Here is a 16,432-nt window from a genome sequence, read left to right as displayed (position 1 = left end):
GCGGGAGCGGGCGGGAGGGCCGGCGAGAGGTCAGGCCCGGCCGGCCGGGACGGCGAGCGGCCGGGTGCGGTCGAGGAACAGCAGCATCTGGTCCACCATGGTTTCGATCCGCCCCAGCACGTCCTGACTCGGCTGCCCGTGAGTGAAGTCGGCTGTGGTGGTGGAGACATGGGTGGGTACGGCCCAGCCGCCGAGCGCCCGGACGACCGTACACAGCTGGTCGCAGGCGACCGCCGCGCCGCGCGGCCCGCCACCGTTGGCGAGCAGGCCGACCGGCCGACCGGCGAAGGCGTCGCTGAGCAGGTGGTCCAGCGCGTTCTTGAGCAGGCCGCTGTACGAACCGTGGTAGACCGGCGTACCGAGCACGAAACCGGACGCGGTGGCGAGCCGGTCGCGCAGCAGTGCGGTCTGGCTCCCCTGGCCGGGGTCGCGGTACTCGGCCGGGTGGTGCGGGCGGCGGAACTCCACTCCGAGGTCGAGCAGTGCGAACTCGACCCCGTAGGACCGCAGTTGGTTTCCGACGGCGGTGAGTCCGGCCCGGGTGCTGGAGGGCGCTGCGGCGCTGCCGAGGATACCGACGATCACCCTGCACTCCTCTGGGGCTCGACCCGGATCCGGATCCGCTGCTCGGCCTCGGTCAGCAGACGGCGCACCTCGGCGGCGGAGTCGTCGGCGAAGACGTGGGTGCTGAGTCCGGTACCGGAGAAGTCGGACTGCCGCAGGTCCTCGCCGACCCGGGCGTTCACCGTGCGGTGGTAGGCCCGATCGGCCACCGCGGAGTCGTCGTACTCGGCCAGCAGACCGTCGCGCGAGTAGTGCACGGTGTACCCGGCATGCTCGGCGACCGGGTCGCCGAACAGGCGGCGCGGGTCCTCGCCGGCGTCGATCAGCAGCTTGGCGTGGCGCAGGTTGATGCCCCGGGTGGCCTCGAAGGCGCGGATGATGCCGCCTCCGCCGGGCCGGGCGGCGAGCTCGCAGAAGGTCAGCCCGCCGTCCTCGTCGAAGGCCTCCAGGTGCAGGACCGCGGACCGGATCCGCCAGGCGTCCACGACCTGTTCCAGCAGCGTCGAGGCGGCGGCGCGCAGCCGGGGGTCGTCACAGGTCTGCCCGGACAGCGGCAGGCCGCGGGTGTAGGCCAGGGTGTCGCGGAGGTAGCCGGAGACGTCCCAGGCGAGGATGGCGGAGTCGTGGACCACGGCGTCGATGTGGCACATCGGGCCACTGCGGAACTCCTCGGCCAGATACCGTCCCGGGACGAACCGGGTACGCAGCCACTGTGCCAGCGAGGTGTCGTCGCGGCAGACGGTGACGCCCTGCGAGCCCGACAGGTCGCGGGGCTTGACCACCACCGCGCCGTGTCGGCGCATCAGGTCGAGCACGTCGCCCGGCTGGTACACCACCCGGCCCTCGGCGTGCGCGATACCGGCGCCGAGGGCGAGCCGCTTCATCTCCGCCTTGTCCCGCACGGCGAGCGTGTAGCGGCTGCCGTCGCCCGGCAGCGCAAGGCGCTCGCGCAGCGCCGCGACCGGGCCGAGCAGCCGTTCCGTGCCGCTGGAGACGCGGTGCACCGGGTGCGTGGAGTGCACCGCCGCGACGGTGCGGGTCACCGCGTCCAGGTCGAGGATGTCGGTGCGCTGCACCAGATCCGCCGGGGCGGCCGGCAGCGTGCCGAGGGCGGGGTGTCCGCTGAGCACGCTCAGCCGGAACCGCTCGGGCGGCAGGACGGGCGCACCGTCGTCGGTGGTCCAGGCCGCGCCACCGGTGCGGTCGAGCAGCAGCACATGGGTGCGCTGGTCCAACTCGGCGTACCGGAAACGGAGGTTGGCGGCGATGCGGGCGGCGGCGTCGCGGCAGTCCGTCTCGCCGGTGCCGGTGACGACGTACCAGAGCGCGGTGGGCCGGTACTCCGGCGCGTGCCGGTCCGCGTGGTGCACGCTGCCTGCGGGCAGCGGGACGCCCACCGAGGCGACGGCCGGGTCGTCGTACATTTCGGTCGCGGGGGTGGCCTCGACGACCCGGAACGAACCCGTCGGTCCGGCCACCGTACGCAGCAGGGCGTGCCGGCCGGGGCGGGGCGCGGGCAGGCGGATCGGCCGGCCGAGGGCGGCGGCGGTCACGGTGGATACCACGTCCCGGGGGTGGACGGCGTCCAGCAGGGCCCGGGTGTGGTCGTCCAGACCGGGCTGCGCGAGCGCGGCGCCGGTGCGCGGAAGAAGGACACGGACCGCGCCGCGGCGCGGTCCCGACTGACGCAGGGTCTCGGCGGCCCGGTCGAGCAGGGCGGTGCGGTCGGCCTCGGACAGCGGTGCCGGGTAGCGCAGGGTGCGGTGGCCGTCCGGGTCGGCGCCCAGGTCCTCGACGACGCCCAGGTGGTGCACGCCGTCGTCGGTGAGCAGCGACACGACGGTGTGTCCCGGCCCGGCGACCGGCCCCGCGCCGGTGGCGGTCTCCGCGGCGGGCAGCTCCTCTCCTCGCAGCATCGCCGACAGGGTGTCGGCCAGCGCGGCGAGCGACGGCGCGAAGGTGACGACGGCGTCGACGGGCAGCGCTTCGGCGTGCAGCGCGGCGAGCGCCCGGCGGGCCGCGACGTCGTCGGGGGCGGTGTACCACCGGCCCCGGCAGCGTTCGGCCCAGTACAGCCGTACGGCGGCGGCGGCGTCCGGTGCGCCGCTCCAGACCACGCTGACCTGGTCCGCGGCGGCGCCGACGGCGTCGATGACCCGTTCGCCCGCGATGCCGTCCGGTCCGAGCAGCAGCAGGACATGGCGGCCGTCGGCCATGACGACCGGGAAGTCGGCCGGTTCGGTGGTGTCCGGTACGTGGTCGAGTTCGACCCGGATGAGGGCCCTGGCCTCATCGGCCAGGCGGGCCGCGTCCGCGGCGGTCGGGCCCACGGTGAGAACGTGCCCGATCCGGTCGTAGTTGTGCCGCAGTGGACGCACCAGGTCGCCGGGGCCGACCCCGAGGCGGCACTCGGCGATGCCGGGGACGGGCTCCTCGGGCAGTTCGACCGAGCGGACCACACCGCCCTGCTCGGTCCACATGTGGCGCAGCGCGGAGACGGCGACCGGCTCGGCGGCCTCGCGCACCGGCTGCCCGGTGGCCAGTGCGGCCAGGTCCATGGTGAGCGAGCGGTCGAGGGCCAGTTCCATCTGCCGGGTGACCACATGTCCGGCGATCCGGCCGTTGACCTCGATGAGTTCGGGGCCGGTCGGGGTGACCAGCATCTCCAGGTGGATCGGGCTGTTCCGGATACCCAGCGCGGCCACCACGTCGAGGGCGAACTGCCGTGCGGCGCCGCGCTGTTCGAACTGCGCGGGGAAGTGTCCGCCGAGTTCGGCCGTGGTGCCGGGGCGGACGGGCAGCCGCTCGGCGAAGCCGAGGACGACCGGCCGTCCGTCCTGCACCAGCAGCTCGGCGCTGACATGGCGGCCGGCCGCGTACTCCTCGATCAGCGCCCGGCCGCCGCCCGGTGCGCCGAGCGCCTCGTGCAGCGCGTGCTCCGCCTGCTCCGGCGCCCAGACCACGGACACGCCGATGGAGGCGTAGCCGGACAGCGGTTTCACCACCACCGGGTAGCCGATCTCCTCGGCCGCCGCGAGACCGTCGGCGACCTGCTCCACCGAGCGCCAGCGCAGCGTACCCAGCCCGGCCCGGTCGAGCAGGGCGCGGACCGCCGCCTTGTCGCGCAGCAGTCGCACGGTCTCCACGGACTCGTGCGGCACGCCCAGGTCGCGGGCCAGTCGGGCCGCGGCGGGCATGCAGCGTTCGGTGACACAGAAGACGCCGTCGGGCGGATTGGGGCCGAGCCGGTCGCGGATCCGCCCTGCCAGGTCCTCGGCCTGCTCGGTGTCCGGGACCTCGATGATCCGCGTGGCGCGCTTGTGCCCCTGGAAGTCCGCTGCGCCTGCGTACGCGTCGAGACTCCTGACGACCAGGCTGACCTCGATCCCGGCGTCGGACAGGTCTTCCAGATAGGCGAAGCCGCGGGCGAGCGCGACTTCCAGCATCACTATGTGCATGCTCCCCTCCTCATTCTTCGCTCTGGGTGAAGGAGACGGCCAGATACTTCAGCCAGGCCCCCTGGTAGTTGAACTGACGGTCGATCACAAGGCTCCCGATCGACTCGAACCCCTGCTCGGCGAAGAGCTCGAGCAGCGCGGACTCGGTCAGCCACCAGTTGTGGCGGCCGTCGGCCAGCGGCATCGCCACGACCTCGGAGCCCGGGCTGAGGAAGCAGCTGATCGTCCAGACGCCGCCGGGTCGCAGCAGCTCCCGGCCGTGCCCGATCCAGCCTGGCCAGTCCTCCCGGCGCTGGTGGTGCAGACAGCCGTTGTCCACCAGCAGGTCCACCGGGTCGGCGGCGAAGCCCAGGAAGTCGCCCTGGTGCAGTCGGGCCGTGCCGCGCCGGGGAGTCGGCGCGTCCCAGACGTCCAGCAGGTCGAGACCGGTCACCTCGGCGTCGAGCCGGGTCGCGATCTCGGCCGTCTGGTGGCCCCGGCCGCAGCCGATGTCCAGCACTCGCCGGCACTCCGGGGGCGCCGAGGCGCAGACGAAGTCGGCCACCCGGTCGTTGGTCCGCGCGCCGGTCCAGGAGTCCTTGCCCTCCCGGTACCAGTGCTGGAAGGAGTCGTGCACGATCCTGCGGTAGTCGTCGTACTCGCCGGTCGCTCGTTCAGTCACCTGCTGCATGGCTCCACTCCTCGATCGTTCCGCGTCCGGCTACCACGGCGAGGGCATCCGTCGAGCCGCCGCCGTCCGTGTTGTCCACCACCTGAGAGGCCGCCAGCCAGGCGCCGCCGCCGCTGCTGGAGACGGCGATCCCGTGCGCCGCGCGCAGCTGTCGCATCGCGTCCAGCGCGTCCGGGTAGCCGACCGTGCGGAACTCGAACCGCTCCTGGAACGGGGCGAGCAGCGGCTGCCGCAGTCCGTGCCCGAGCCCGCCGGTTCCGTTCATCCGCCGCTCGGCGTTGGGCGCGGCGGTGTCCCCGTACGGGGCCTCGGCCGGAAAGACCGCGAGCGTCCGCAGGTCGGGCCAGCGCTCGCGCAGGGCGAGCGAGACCCCGAGGACGGTGCCCCCGGTACCGACGGATGCGGCCAGCGCGGCCGGGGCCACGCCCTGCTGGGCGAGCTGTCCGGCGAGCTCCGCGCCGGTGTGCTCCCGGTGCATGGCGGCGGCCTCGGCGGCGCAGTGTTGCAGCAGCAGCTGCCGCCCCTGGGACTCGGAGACCCGGACGGCCTCGTCCAGTGCACCGAGGAAGCCCGTGCCCTCACGGCCGCTCGACACCTCCGCACCCTGGTTGCGCAGGGCGCGGACCAGCCGCTCCGGGGCGCCGTACGGCACGACCAGGTGCAGGTCGAGACCGAGCAGCGCGCAGAACTCGGCGAGCGCGACGGCGAGGCTGCCGCCGGAGTACTCCACCAGTCGCACCCGGGCGGAGCCGGCCCGGGCGAGGGCGGCACAGAGCAGCGCGTACGCGGTCCTGGCCTTCACCGTCCCGGTGGCGTTACCGGATTCCAGCTTCAGCCAGACCCGGCCCCGCCCTCCCGCGCTGGGCACCGGGACGAGCGGAGTGGCGCCCAGCGTGGGGCGCAGTCCGGCCAGGGCGGGCAGCAGCCGGTGGGCCTCCGCCTCCACCGCACCGAACGGCGCGGTCGATTCGGCCCGCCCGGGCGCCCGCTCGGCGAGTGCCCGGGCGGCGTCCGCGAGCGGAACCTGGGCGGTGGCGGTCATACCGGCCGCTCGCTGGTCGCCAGCCGGAAGCCCACCGGATAGAGCGGCCCGGGGAAGGCGCCGTGCCGCCGCCGGGTGCGGGTCAGATCGCCGAACCGGGAGAAGCTGCCGCCCCTGGCGACCCGGTACTCGCCGATCGCCTGGACCAGGTGGTCCTCGACGAACGGGCCGCCCGGGTAAGGGACGTAGGTGTCCAGGACGTACTCCTCGACGTTCCCGGCCATGTCGTGGGCGCCGAACGGGGAGCGGCCGGCCGGGAACGCGCCCACCGGGCTGGTGGTGTGCACACCGGACTCGCGGGTGTTCGCGGCGTCGGGGTCGAACTCCGCGCCCCAGGGGAACTCAAGGCCGTCCGGACCCTTGGCGGCGTACTCCCACTCGGCCTCGGTGGGCAGCCGCCAGGGGTGGCCGGTCTCCGCGGTCAGCCAGGCCGCGTAGGCCTCGGCGTCCTCGGGCTGCACGCCCGCGACCGGGTGGTTGGCCCGATCCCAGGGGTAGGCGCCCAGGTACCAGGTGGTGGGCCGGGCCTGGTGGCCGCTCTCGCGCAGGAAGCGGGCGTACTCGCCGTTGGTGACCGGGTAGGTGGCGAGGAAGTACTCCGCCAGCCGCACGGTGTGCACCGGGATTTCCTTGGCGATCCAGGACTCCTCGACCCCGACGTGCGCCCAGGCGGCCGTGACGGGCGCCACCTCCTCGGCGGGCAGGCCGACTTCGACGGTCGCGGCGGGGACGTGGACGGTGGCCGGCGTCGGCCCGAGGCGGGGATCGCCGAGCAGGCCGAGCAGACTTCCGGCGGCGAGCCGCTCGGCGAGCGGGACGGCCGGGTCCTCCGTCAGGGCCGCGAGGCGCTGCGGGTCGGTGGTGCCCGGCTGCTGCCCGGACGGCACCCGGCCGGGCTCGGCGATCGCGGCGTCCTCCTTGAAGTGCGGCGAGGATGCGACATCGGCTAGCTCCACTGCTGGTCCTCCAGGTTCCACTTCGATGCGTCGGTCAGGGGCGTGTCGGTCAGGGTGTGGTTGCCCAGCCGCGCCTTGGCCTCCAGGTAGCGGGCGTTCTCCGCGGTGAGGTGGACTCCGGTCGGCACCACCTCGTCGACCTCGATACCGAGGGCACGCAACTGGTCGACCTTGTCCGGGTTGTTGGTGAGCAGGCGGATCCGGGTCAGCCCCAGGGCCCGCAGCATGGCGACCGCCGCGGTGTAGTCGCGCTCGTCGGCGCCGCGTCCGATCTGCCGGTTGGCCTCGAAGGTGTCGATGTCCTGGTCCTGCAGCAGGTAGGTGTCCAGCTTGTTGAAGAGACCGATGCCGCGGCCCTCCTGACGCAGGTACAGCACCACGCCGCCCTCGGCCGCCATCCGCTCCAGGGCTTCGTCCAGCTGCGGACCGCAGTCGCACCGGGCGGAGCCGAAGACGTCGCCGGTCAGGCATTCGCTGTGCAGCCGCACCAGCGGTGCGATCATCTCGCTCGCCGGCTCCTTCGAGGCACCGTTCGCGGCGGTGCCGGGCGTCGGGAGGACGCAGGCGACGTGCTCGCAGCCGTCCGGCAGGCCGTGGAAGGTGACCAGCTCGGCCCGGACGCCGGCCGCCCGCTCCAGGGTGATGCCCACCCGCGCGCGGACGGCGGTGTCGAGCGTGGACAGGGGTTCGGTAGTCGTCATGACGGTCATGCCGTCACCGCCAGCACCTCGTGCAGCTGGACCGAGCGCTCCACTTGGACCTCTCCGTTCTTCCCGTGGCTCACCACGGCGATTCGTCCGTCCCAGCCCGCGACAGCGACCCGGTCTGCGCTGAGCGGCAGCATGCAGGACAGGCCCTGTCGGAATTCGTCGAGTACCCGGCCGGAGGCGAGGGTGCCCGGGCTGTCCGCCCAGTCCACCTCCCAGGCGTACAGGCCGAAGTCGTAGGAGCCGGCGAGCACCACCGGCGCGTCCGGGGTGCCGAGCACGGCGACGCACTTCACCGACTCGTCCGGTCCCAGCAGTGTCTGGACCTGCGCCGCCTCGCCGTCGACCAGGCGGCCCACCTTGACGGTGTGGTCGCGCGAGGCACTGGCGACCACCTGCCCGGCGAGTTCGGTGACGGCGTTGACCAGGTTGCCGTGCTCCCACAGCGTGCTGCGGTCCTGGAAGCCGCCGACGGCGATGGTGCGGTCGGTGGCCGCCGAGAGGAAGCCTCCATCGGCCAGCGGGACAAGGGACTTGACCGATCCGCCGTGCGCCTCCCGCCGGTCGATCACCGCGAGGGTGTCGGGGTCGAGCGCCACGAACTCGCCGTTGTACGTTCCGGCGATCAGCACGTCGCCGTCCACGCAGAGCGACGGTACGGGCGCCCCGAGCGGCTCGCTGACGGTACGCTCGCCGCCCTCGGGACCGCTGGTGCAGCTCACCACCTGCCCGGTGTACGTACCGGCGTAGATCGTCCGGCCGCGTACCGCGAGCGAGAGCACCGGGCCCTCGGCCAGGTCGAGCACCCGCACGGCCGGCTCGTGGGAGCCGAGTTCGATCGCGACCACCGCGCCGGAGTCGCAGCCGACCAGCAGCTCGTCGCCGATCCGGGCGAGGGCGTTGGGTCCGTGGGTGGCCTCGGTGGGCGCCGAGAGCTCACCGGCGTCGGCGAAGGACAGGATGTGCGGGCGGCTCCAGAAGCTCCCGGCGGCGACCAGACCCCGGGCGGTGGAGACCGATCGCGGCCAGATCCGCGGGTCGGCCGCCTGGTTCAGGCGGGTGCCGGTGCGGTCGAAGAAGTGCAGCCCGCCGTCGTAGGCGCCGACCACCAGTCTGGTGTCGTCGTCCGACCACTCCACGCTGCGGGCGGCCGAGTTGGCCACCTCGAAGCCGGCCAGCTGCGCCAGCTCGGGGGAGAGCAGGTCGACCCGGCCGTCGTCGCGGGCGATGGCCAGGACCTGCCCGTCGTGCGACCAGGAGCAGCCCTCGATGGACGACTCGTAGTGGCGGGTCACCGGCTCGCGCTCGGAGCCGGGGTCGGTCACCGAGACCATGCCGTCCTCGCCGACCGTGGCGACCAGGCCCTGCGCGCTGACCGAGACCATCATGCAGTGCGCCGTGTGCGAGCCGACCTCGCCGAGGAAGGCGCCGGTGAGCGCGTTCCACATGGTCGCCCGGCCGTCCTCGGAGACGCAGATCAGGCGCTCGCCGTCGGGCATCCAGGCCACCGAGTTGATGTCGTCGGTGTGCCGGGCCAGGACGCTGACCACGCTGGTCGGCCCGTCCTCGGGGATCCGCCAGACGGCCACCGTCTTGTCGGCCGAGGCGCTGGCGAGCAGCTCGGGGACGGCCGGATTCCAGACCGAGGAGTTGACGAGGCGTCGGTGCCGCAACTGGGCCAGCCGGATCGGCCGGCTCGGTTCCGTGGTGTCCCAGACGATCACGGTGCCGTCGTAGGAGGAGGTCGCAAGACGCTTGCCGTCGTTCCGGAAGGCGACGTGGGTGATTGGGGCGGCATGGCCCGCTGCTCTGCTCGGCAGCTCGATCGTTCGCATGTATTTCCCTTAACTGATGCCTGATCTGTTGCGGCCGGGGTCTCCGGCTGAGATCCAGACTGGTCGCGGGCACTCCCGTTCCGCTCCCACGGCGAGCGGGAACGGAACGGGAACCCCGCCGAGCACACTGACCGGCGGGTCGACGAACACGGTCGGCACCAGGCTGAGGAGGAGATGTAGTCGTGCTCAAGACTGTCCTGATTTCCGGTTCGCTCCGGCGCGAGTCGGCGAATTCCGCTGTGCTCGCCACGGTGCGGCGCCTGCTGCTGGAGTCCGTTCCCGACGCCGAGATCTCGGTGTTGTCGCCGGGCCTGCTGCCCTACTTCGACCAGGACCTGGAGGCCGAGGACTCCTCTGCGGCGGTCCGCGCGGCGCAGGAGCAGGTGGCGGACGCCGATGCGGTGTTCATCAGTACTCCGTCGTACAACGGGGCCGCTTCCGGTGTGCTGAAGAACGCCCTGGACTGGCTCTCCCGGGGTGAGGTCAGCCCGCTCGAAGGCCGGGTGATCGCGCTGGCCAGTGCCTCGCCCGGGGCTCGCGGCGCGGTGGACGCCCAGCCCGCCCTGCGCGAACTCCTCACCCGCTGCGGGGCGTTGGTCGTCGAGCACGAGCCGGTGGCGGTCGGCCACGCGGTGCGGCGGCGCAACCCGGCCGGTGAGTACGACGACCCGGAGGTGGTCGCCGCACTGCGCAGCCTGGTCGACACCACCGTCGCCGTCGTACGCGAGCGGCTCGCTGCCGCCGTGTCAGTGGACTGAAACCCGCGCACTCGCCGCCGAAAGGGGAACATCCGTGCGGACAAGCCGAGTTCTGTCCACCATGTACGAGGACCTGTGCGTGGTCCTGGAGCGGGATCCGTCCGTCCGCAGCAGGCTGGAGGCGCTGTGGCACCCCGCGCTCCCCGCGCTGTGGACGCATCGGCTGGCCCATCCGCTGTACCGGCGCGGATTCCGGTTGCTCGCCCGGACGATGGCCAGGGTCGCCCGCCGGACGACGGGTGTGGAGATCCATCCCGGTGCGGCCCTGGGACGGCGGGTGTTCATCGACCACGGCGCGGCCGTGGTGATCGGGGAGACCGCGAGGGTGGGGGACGATGTGACCGTCTACCACCAGGTGACGCTGGGCGCGGTCGGGTGGTGGCGCGACCGGGACCGCCCCGAGGGAGAGCGCCGGCATCCGGTGGTGGGCAACGGTGTGGTCCTCGGCACCAATGCGACCGTGCTCGGCCCGGTCACGGTCGGCGACCGTGCGATCGTCGGGGCCCAGTCCCTGGTGCTTGAGGATGTTCCCGCGTTCGCCCAGGTCTGTGCACCGACCGCGGTCATCCGCAGTCGAGGCCGTACTGAGAGAAGGGACCGCCACAACGAATGCCGGACAACCGTGAATCCGACCGCTTCCTGATGGTGAACACCGTCCGGGCGCTCGCGGCCGAGGCGGGGGCACTCGGCGTGTCCGTGGTCCGCGCGGTGACCGTCGACACGGCCGAGGAGGTCCGCGCCGCGGCACACCGCCTCGGTCTGCCGGTGACCGTCGAGCCCTCCGACCTGGCGGACGGCCGGGGTGCCGCCCTGGTGTCGGACGAGGCCGGGCTCGACGCGTGGCGCCGGCGGATCGACGAGACCGGACCCCCGGGTCCCTACCTGGTCGAAGAGTACGCGGTGGGGCCGGAGTTCAGCGTCGAGACGCTCACCGTCGATGGCGCGCACTATGTCATCGGCATCACCGCCAAGCAGAGCGGCGGGCATGTGCTCCCGGCCCCCCTGCCGGAACGCGAGCAGATGCTGATCCGCTCCAGCGTCACCGCGCTGCTCGACCTGGCCGACTACGAGTCGGGCCCGGCCCACACCGACGTGGTCCTCACCGCCAGGGGCCCACGGATCGTGGCGTCGCAGGCCGGCCCGGCGGCGACCGGATCCCGCTGCTGACCGAGGTCCACCCGGGGCCGCGTTCCCGCGATATCGCTCCGATACCGCCGGGAGCGGGACGGCACCGGGAGCGGAGCGGGAACGGCGGCGACGAGTATCGGTGATGTCGAAAACGACAGCCGAGGAACCTTCAGGAGAGTGCTATGCGCGCCAAGCTGGCCACACTTATCGGAATTTTCGCGCTTGCCGCCGTCATCGGCTGCGGGACGGCCGTGTCGGGGCAGGAGCGGCCCTCCGCCCCCGTGATTCTGGCGAGCGACTCGGGACCGGCCCTCGCCGGTCAGTGAGCGGGCATCAGACCCCGACGGGCGTGCTCGGGCACTCCCATCCCGTCGAAGAGACCGGCGGCCCGATCCCGGTGGTCGGCCGCCGCTTGGGTGTCGCCCAGCAACGACGAGACCTCCGCCAGGCCGCCCAGTGCGTGGGCCATCTCGATCCGGTAGCCGATCGAGACGGCGAACTCATAGGCCCGCTGGTAGGAACGGAGCGAACTCATCCGATCGCCGCGCCGCTGTTGGACGAGTCCGAGGATGTTCTCGACCGTGGACCGGCGCATGGGTGTTCCCCGCTTGTGGACGAGTTCACGTGCCTGCTCCGCGAAGACGTCCGCCTCTTCGGTACGGCCCAGACGGTCGTAGGCGTCCGCCGAGAGCACCAGGACCAGCACCACGTTCTCCGGGACCTCCGACGTCTGGCACATCTTCCGGGCCCGATCGAGCAGGCCGACCGCCTCCTCGTCCCGGCCCGAGGCGAGGTGGGCGTAGGCGAGATCGGCCAGCGACACGATCTCGCTGACCTCGCTCTTCAGCTCCCGGCTGAGCCGCACCGCTTCCTCGGCGGCCCGGATCCCCTCGTCGTGGCTGCCGAGCCAGGTGGACACCTCGCTCAGATGGGTCAGCGCCTGCGCCTGGTGGCGCCGGTCGCCGATGTCCCGGTGGATGGCGATGCCCTGCCGCAGTTCCTCCCGCGCCCGGGCCAGGTTCCCGGTCGCGCTGTGCAGCATCCCCAGGGCGTGCAGGCAGAGTCCCTCCCCCCGGCGGTCACCGGAGGTCCGGGCGCACTCGAGACCCTCGCTCGCCGCAGTGATTCCCTGCTGGAACTCACCGAGTTTCCACTGGGCGACCGCGAGGTTGAACAGGTGCATACGCGTCAGCTGGTGGTCGCCGGCTTCACGCGCCGCGGCGGCTCCGGCTGACGCGAGGGCCGTGAACTCCTGGTGCAGACCCCGCAGGTTCAGATGGAACACGGCATGGCGGGCGATCTCGGCGGCATGCTGCGGGAACCGGTTCACCGCCGCCAGCCGCACCGCCTCAAGGACACTGTTCTTCTCCCGGTCGAACCAGTGCAGGGCCTCGGCCTGGCTCTGCACCGGCGGCAGGCCGAAGACCGTCCCGATTCGCCGGGACTCTGTCAGCTCGCGGCCCGGGAACATCAGGTCGCACGCCTGTCCCGTCGCCGCCAGGTAGTAGTCGAGCACGCGCTCCAGCGCGGCGCGCCGGCTCTGCTCCGGGTCCTCGTTGCGCAGGCGTTGCGCGAAGCTGCGGACCAGGTCGTGGAAGGTGTACAGCCCGAGTTCATGCTGCTGGAGCAGGTGGAAGTCCAGCAGCCGCTCCAGGATGTCCTCGGCCTCCTGGGGGCCGGTGCCCAGCAGGGACGCCGCCGACCAGAGGTCGATGTCCGCCCCGGGATGCAGCCCGAGCAGCCGGAACGCCACCCGGTACCGCTCCCCCATGGCCTGGTACGACAGGCGCAGCGTGGCCTCCACGCTGCGCTCGCCGGAGCTAAGCTCGTCCAGCCGCCGGGAGTCGTCGCGGAGCCGGTCGACCAGGTAACCGACGGTCCACAGCGGCCGGTTGCGCAGTCGGGCGGTCGCCAGCCGCAGGGCCAGCGGGAGGTGTCCGCAGAGCTCGGCCAGTTCGGCGGCGGCCTCCGGCTCGTTCTCCGCCTGCTGCCGGCCGAGGGTGCCGGCGATCAGGTCGGCGCTCTCGGCCGGGGGCATGGCGCCGAGCGAGATCCAGTCCGCGCCGTCCAGGTCCACCAGCCGCGCCCGGCTGGTGACCAGGACCAGGCAGCCGGGGGTCGGCGGCAGCACCGGCAGGATCTGGGAGGTGTCGGCCGCGTTGTCCAGCAGGATCAGCAGCCGGCGCTGCGAGACGGTGGCCCGCCACAGTGCACAGCGGTCCTCGCGCGCCTCCGGTATCCGGTCGGCGGGCAGCCCGAGGGCGCGCAGCAGGATGTCGACGGTGGCGCCGGGTTGCAGCTGCTGCTCGCCGGGGGTGTGGCCGCGCAGGTCGATGTAGAGCTGGCCGTCGGGGTAGCACTCGGCCAGCTGGTGTGCGGCCCGCACCGCCAGGGAGGTCTTGCCGGAGCCGCCCATCCCGTCGATGGCGACGACCGGCGTCCGCTCCTCGTGCGGCAGCGTGCCGACCTCTCCGATGCGCTTCAGCTCCTGCTCGCGGCCGGTGAAGTCCGCCAGGTCGTACGGGAGGGTGGAGGGTGCCTCGGCGCGCGGCCGGCCGCCGGCGGCGACCCGCTGGACGTCCGGCGCGGTCGGTACGGCCGGCGGTTCGGGCGCCGCGAGCTCCGGGCTGTTGCGCAGGATGCCCTCGTGCAGTGCGGCCAGCTGGGCGCCCGGGTCGATCCCGAGCTCGTCCCGCAACAGCTCCCGGACACGGCCGAACTCCTCCAGGGCCTCGGCCGGCCGGCCGGAGCGGTAGAGCGCGAGCATCAACTGGCCGCGCAGCGTTTCGCGCAGCGGATGCTCGGCGACGAGTTCGCGCAGTTCGGCGGCGATCGCGCCGGTCTCGCCCAGCCCCAGCCGCAGCTCGAAGCTCTGCTCGGCCGCGCTGAGCCGCCGCTCCTCCAGCGTGGCGGCGGCCGCCTCGATGACCATGCCGGCCGCCCCGGACAGCACCGGGCCGCGCCAGAGCGCCAGCGCGGAGCGCAGCGCCGACACCGCCTCCTCGGGGTTCCCCGCAGCCACGGCCGCCCTGGCCCGGCGGACGAGATCGCCGAAGACGGCGAGGTCGAGCTGGCCTTCGGCGAGGTCCATCCGGTAGCCGGGGCCGTCGGTGACGATGGTCCTGGCGCCGTTCGAAATGCGGTGCCGAAGGTCGGCGACGGCCTTGCGGACCTGGTGGGCGGCGGTCTCCGGCGGGTCGTCCGCCCAGACGGCCTCGACCAGCCGGGAGACCGGCACCACCCGGCCCGGCTCCAGCAGGAGCATGGCGAGGACCCGCTCCCGGACCGGCCCGCCGAGCTGGACCCTGGCGTTGCCGGCCCATACCTCCAGTGGCCCGAGGACGTTGAACCTCACCCCTTCCGGGTCGTTCCGTTCCACAGCCAGTCCCCCTCCGTACTAGAACCACCAGGTGGAGGGCATCATAGGCACTCCTCGGAACGGACGGAGGGCCGGATTCGCCCGCCGCGGCGGGGGAAATATCGGGGCGGGGCATGCATCTGATTGAGCATCAGGAATGCATTTGACTTCCCGCCGGTGGCCGTTGCCGCCGAGCGGGGACCAGCCGGCGCACGACACGCTGGACGAGGCGCAGCTTCCAGCCCCTTGCACAGCGGGCTTCTGCGATCACCACGGCCGTGCTCCGCTCGATCGACCGCTTCGCGGCCTCGGCGGGCTGCGGATCCAGCAGCCTGTCCAGGTTGAACCAGGCCAGGCCCCGGACGACCCGGATCCCGTCACCGGTCAGCAGCTTCTCGCCGCGGGTGAACAGATGGTCCAGAAAGGCGAGCCCGCGGCAGTAGCGGGCGGCAACGTGGTCCTCGACCTCCTCGATGCTGGAGTCCAGCACCTCGTTCATCCGCTCGAAGTCGGCGATGTGGCTGCGCGGGTCTTCCCGCTCGGCCATCCTCCGCAGGGCCAGCGGCAGGTCGTAGGACATGTGCGCCATCATCGAGAAGAGCACGTCCTCCAGGACGTAGGAGTGCCGGGCACTCGACGCGGCGTAGACGTCCCGCCAGGGCCGGCTGCTCGGCGCGGCGAGCTCTTCCGGCAACACATGATCACTCCAAGGACTCCAGCTGTCACATTCCATGCCTGCGGCCCATGGAGCCACGAGATCCGGCAGTCACCTGCGCTCGACGGTCAGGGGCTCGGCACGACATTGGTGGCGACCACCGCGGGGCGAAGCGCTCCGGCGAGCGTGACGGCGTCGCCCACGGCCCAGAGGTGGGTGAAGAACAGGCGGGGTTCGTCCGTCAAGCCGTGGTTGTGGAGCTCGACGAGGTCGATCCCGCCGCGCCGCAGTGCCTTGAGAGCCTCCTGGACCTCGCCGGCGACCATGGCGAGGTCGCCGCTGAGTGCGGCCCGACCGCGGCCCAGCGGCTGGAAGTTGAAGGCCGTGGTCGCCCCCAGGCCCGGCGGCAGGATGTGCCCCTCGTCGGTGACGGTCTCGCGGCGGACGAAGACACAGGTGTAGACGTCGCCGTTGTTCGTCCCCTTGGCGCCCAGCGCGGCGTCGATTCCGGCGGTGTCCAGGTCGATGGGCTGGAGCGGAACCGGCGGGGTCGGGGGCGGGGTGCAGGTGTGATCGAGCGCTGCGCGCAGACCGCGTGCCAGGGCCACCTCGTCGTGACCGTGTGCGCAGACGTGGGTCCACCAGACGTCGGAGGTCTGCGCAAGCAGGTGCTTGTGGATGGCGGTCTGCGCGATCCCCTGGGCCTGCAGGGCATCGGTCACCCTCTGCAACTCGCCTTCGGCGACCACCAAGTCGCCCATCAGCATCCTGCTGCCGTCGCTGTACCGGACGAAGGACACGTGCGAACCCAGTGCAAGCCCCGGTGTGACGGTGACACCGCGCGAAACCACGCACAGGTCCCCACGCGGGAAGGCGGTGTGATAGTACGTCCCACGGATCAGGTTGCCCGGTCGGCCCAGAGCCTGCGCAACCCCTCTCCAGTCCGCCTCGGTGGTGGGCACCGGCCTGACCGGGTCCCCACCGTCCTTTCCACCGGCCGCAGTTGGCTCGGCATGAGCAACGGCTGCTCCCGTCCCGGCCAGTACCGGCGCCAGCGCGGCGGAGGTCAACAGCTGCCGTCGCGGCACACCAGCCCGCGCCCACATGTCCTGACGACGGTTCTCACTCATCGCATGCACACCTCCAGGAGAAGATGCAAACACACGAACAAGCTCTTCCCCTGTAGCCACGACGCGACCGGACGGTCGACGGGGGGGGGGGGCGGGCCGGCGGGCCCGCCCCGCCCCCGGGGCGGGGCGGCGGGCGGGGGGGGGCGGCGGCCCCCCGGGGGGCGCCGGCGC

Annotated in this window: 14 protein-coding genes; 4 read left to right on the top strand and 10 right to left on the bottom strand. The window is 72.7% G+C overall.

Going from position 1 to position 16,432, the window contains the following annotated elements:
- Positions 1-30 precede the first annotated feature (30 nt).
- The 7 genes from P3T39_RS33075 to P3T39_RS33045 are packed head-to-tail and all read right to left on the bottom strand — an operon-like array spanning position 31 to position 9,232.
- Positions 31-585 carry an NADPH-dependent FMN reductase gene (locus tag P3T39_RS33075; protein WP_280702955.1) on the bottom strand — a complete coding sequence of 185 codons (555 nt, stop codon included), beginning with the start codon at positions 583-585 and terminating at the stop codon, positions 31-33.
- Entirely contained in the window at positions 582-4,022 is a 3,441-nt protein-coding gene (locus tag P3T39_RS33070) for an ATP-grasp domain-containing protein (RefSeq protein WP_280702954.1), read from the bottom strand. The genes P3T39_RS33075 and P3T39_RS33070 overlap by 4 nt, the downstream gene beginning before the upstream one ends.
- Positions 4,023-4,032: 10 nt before the next feature.
- On the bottom strand, positions 4,033-4,692 hold the full coding sequence (locus P3T39_RS33065) for a class I SAM-dependent methyltransferase (RefSeq protein WP_280702953.1): 660 nt from the start codon (positions 4,690-4,692) through the stop codon (positions 4,033-4,035).
- Positions 4,676-5,734, bottom strand: a complete 1,059-nt coding sequence (locus P3T39_RS33060; RefSeq protein ID WP_280702952.1) for a pyridoxal-phosphate dependent enzyme — start codon at positions 5,732-5,734, stop codon at positions 4,676-4,678. Before P3T39_RS33060 ends, P3T39_RS33065 begins: the two co-directional genes overlap by 17 nt.
- Positions 5,731-6,690 carry an SUMF1/EgtB/PvdO family nonheme iron enzyme gene (locus P3T39_RS33055; protein WP_280702951.1) on the bottom strand — a complete coding sequence of 320 codons (960 nt, stop codon included), beginning with the start codon at positions 6,688-6,690 and terminating at the stop codon, positions 5,731-5,733. Before P3T39_RS33055 ends, P3T39_RS33060 begins: the two co-directional genes overlap by 4 nt.
- Positions 6,681-7,400 (bottom strand): GTP cyclohydrolase II, encoded by a 720-nt coding sequence (gene ribA / locus P3T39_RS33050; RefSeq protein ID WP_280702950.1) that lies wholly within the window; start codon positions 7,398-7,400, stop codon positions 6,681-6,683. Before ribA ends, P3T39_RS33055 begins: the two co-directional genes overlap by 10 nt.
- Positions 7,397-9,232: a WD40 repeat domain-containing protein gene (locus P3T39_RS33045; protein ID WP_280702949.1), complete on the bottom strand. Its 1,836-nt coding sequence runs from the start codon at positions 9,230-9,232 to the stop codon at positions 7,397-7,399. Before P3T39_RS33045 ends, ribA begins: the two co-directional genes overlap by 4 nt.
- Positions 9,233-9,414: 182 nt before the next feature.
- Between P3T39_RS33045 and P3T39_RS33040 the strand changes: the two genes are divergently transcribed.
- The 4 genes from P3T39_RS33040 to P3T39_RS33025 all read left to right on the top strand — a co-directional run bounded on the left by P3T39_RS33040 (position 9,415) and on the right by P3T39_RS33025 (position 11,444).
- Entirely contained in the window at positions 9,415-9,990 is a 576-nt protein-coding gene (locus P3T39_RS33040; protein WP_280702948.1) for an NADPH-dependent FMN reductase, read from the top strand.
- A 61-nt stretch (positions 9,991-10,051) separates the two neighbouring features.
- Complete coding sequence (gene epsC, locus P3T39_RS33035; RefSeq protein WP_280702976.1) at positions 10,052-10,633, top strand: serine O-acetyltransferase EpsC; 582 nt, start codon at positions 10,052-10,054, stop codon at positions 10,631-10,633.
- Complete coding sequence (locus P3T39_RS33030) at positions 10,600-11,157, top strand: hypothetical protein (RefSeq protein WP_280702947.1); 558 nt, start codon at positions 10,600-10,602, stop codon at positions 11,155-11,157. The genes epsC and P3T39_RS33030 overlap by 34 nt, the downstream gene beginning before the upstream one ends.
- A 143-nt stretch (positions 11,158-11,300) precedes the next feature.
- Entirely contained in the window at positions 11,301-11,444 is a 144-nt protein-coding gene (locus P3T39_RS33025) for a hypothetical protein (RefSeq protein WP_280702946.1), read from the top strand.
- On the opposite strand, the gene P3T39_RS33020 is transcribed toward P3T39_RS33025, so the two are convergent.
- The 3 genes from P3T39_RS33020 to P3T39_RS33010 form a co-directional block, all read right to left on the bottom strand.
- The gene (locus P3T39_RS33020; RefSeq protein ID WP_348534416.1) at positions 11,438-14,497 is read right to left on the bottom strand and encodes a BTAD domain-containing putative transcriptional regulator; all 3,060 of its coding nucleotides are present in this window, start codon (positions 14,495-14,497) and stop codon (positions 11,438-11,440) included. The two genes, P3T39_RS33025 and P3T39_RS33020, sit on opposite strands and share 7 nt — an antisense overlap.
- A gap of 130 nt (positions 14,498-14,627) precedes the next feature.
- Positions 14,628-15,173: a DUF5995 family protein gene (locus P3T39_RS33015; RefSeq protein ID WP_280702945.1), complete on the bottom strand. Its 546-nt coding sequence runs from the start codon at positions 15,171-15,173 to the stop codon at positions 14,628-14,630.
- An 86-nt stretch (positions 15,174-15,259) separates the two neighbouring features.
- Positions 15,260-16,261, bottom strand: a complete 1,002-nt coding sequence (locus P3T39_RS33010; protein WP_280702944.1) for a DUF1259 domain-containing protein — start codon at positions 16,259-16,261, stop codon at positions 15,260-15,262.
- Positions 16,262-16,432: the final 171 nt, after the last annotated feature.

Origin of the sequence: Kitasatospora sp. GP82 (genome assembly GCF_029892105.1) — a bacterium.
GTDB lineage: Bacteria > Actinomycetota > Actinomycetes > Streptomycetales > Streptomycetaceae > Kitasatospora.
This window is presented reverse-complemented; position numbering and strand designations above follow the sequence as displayed.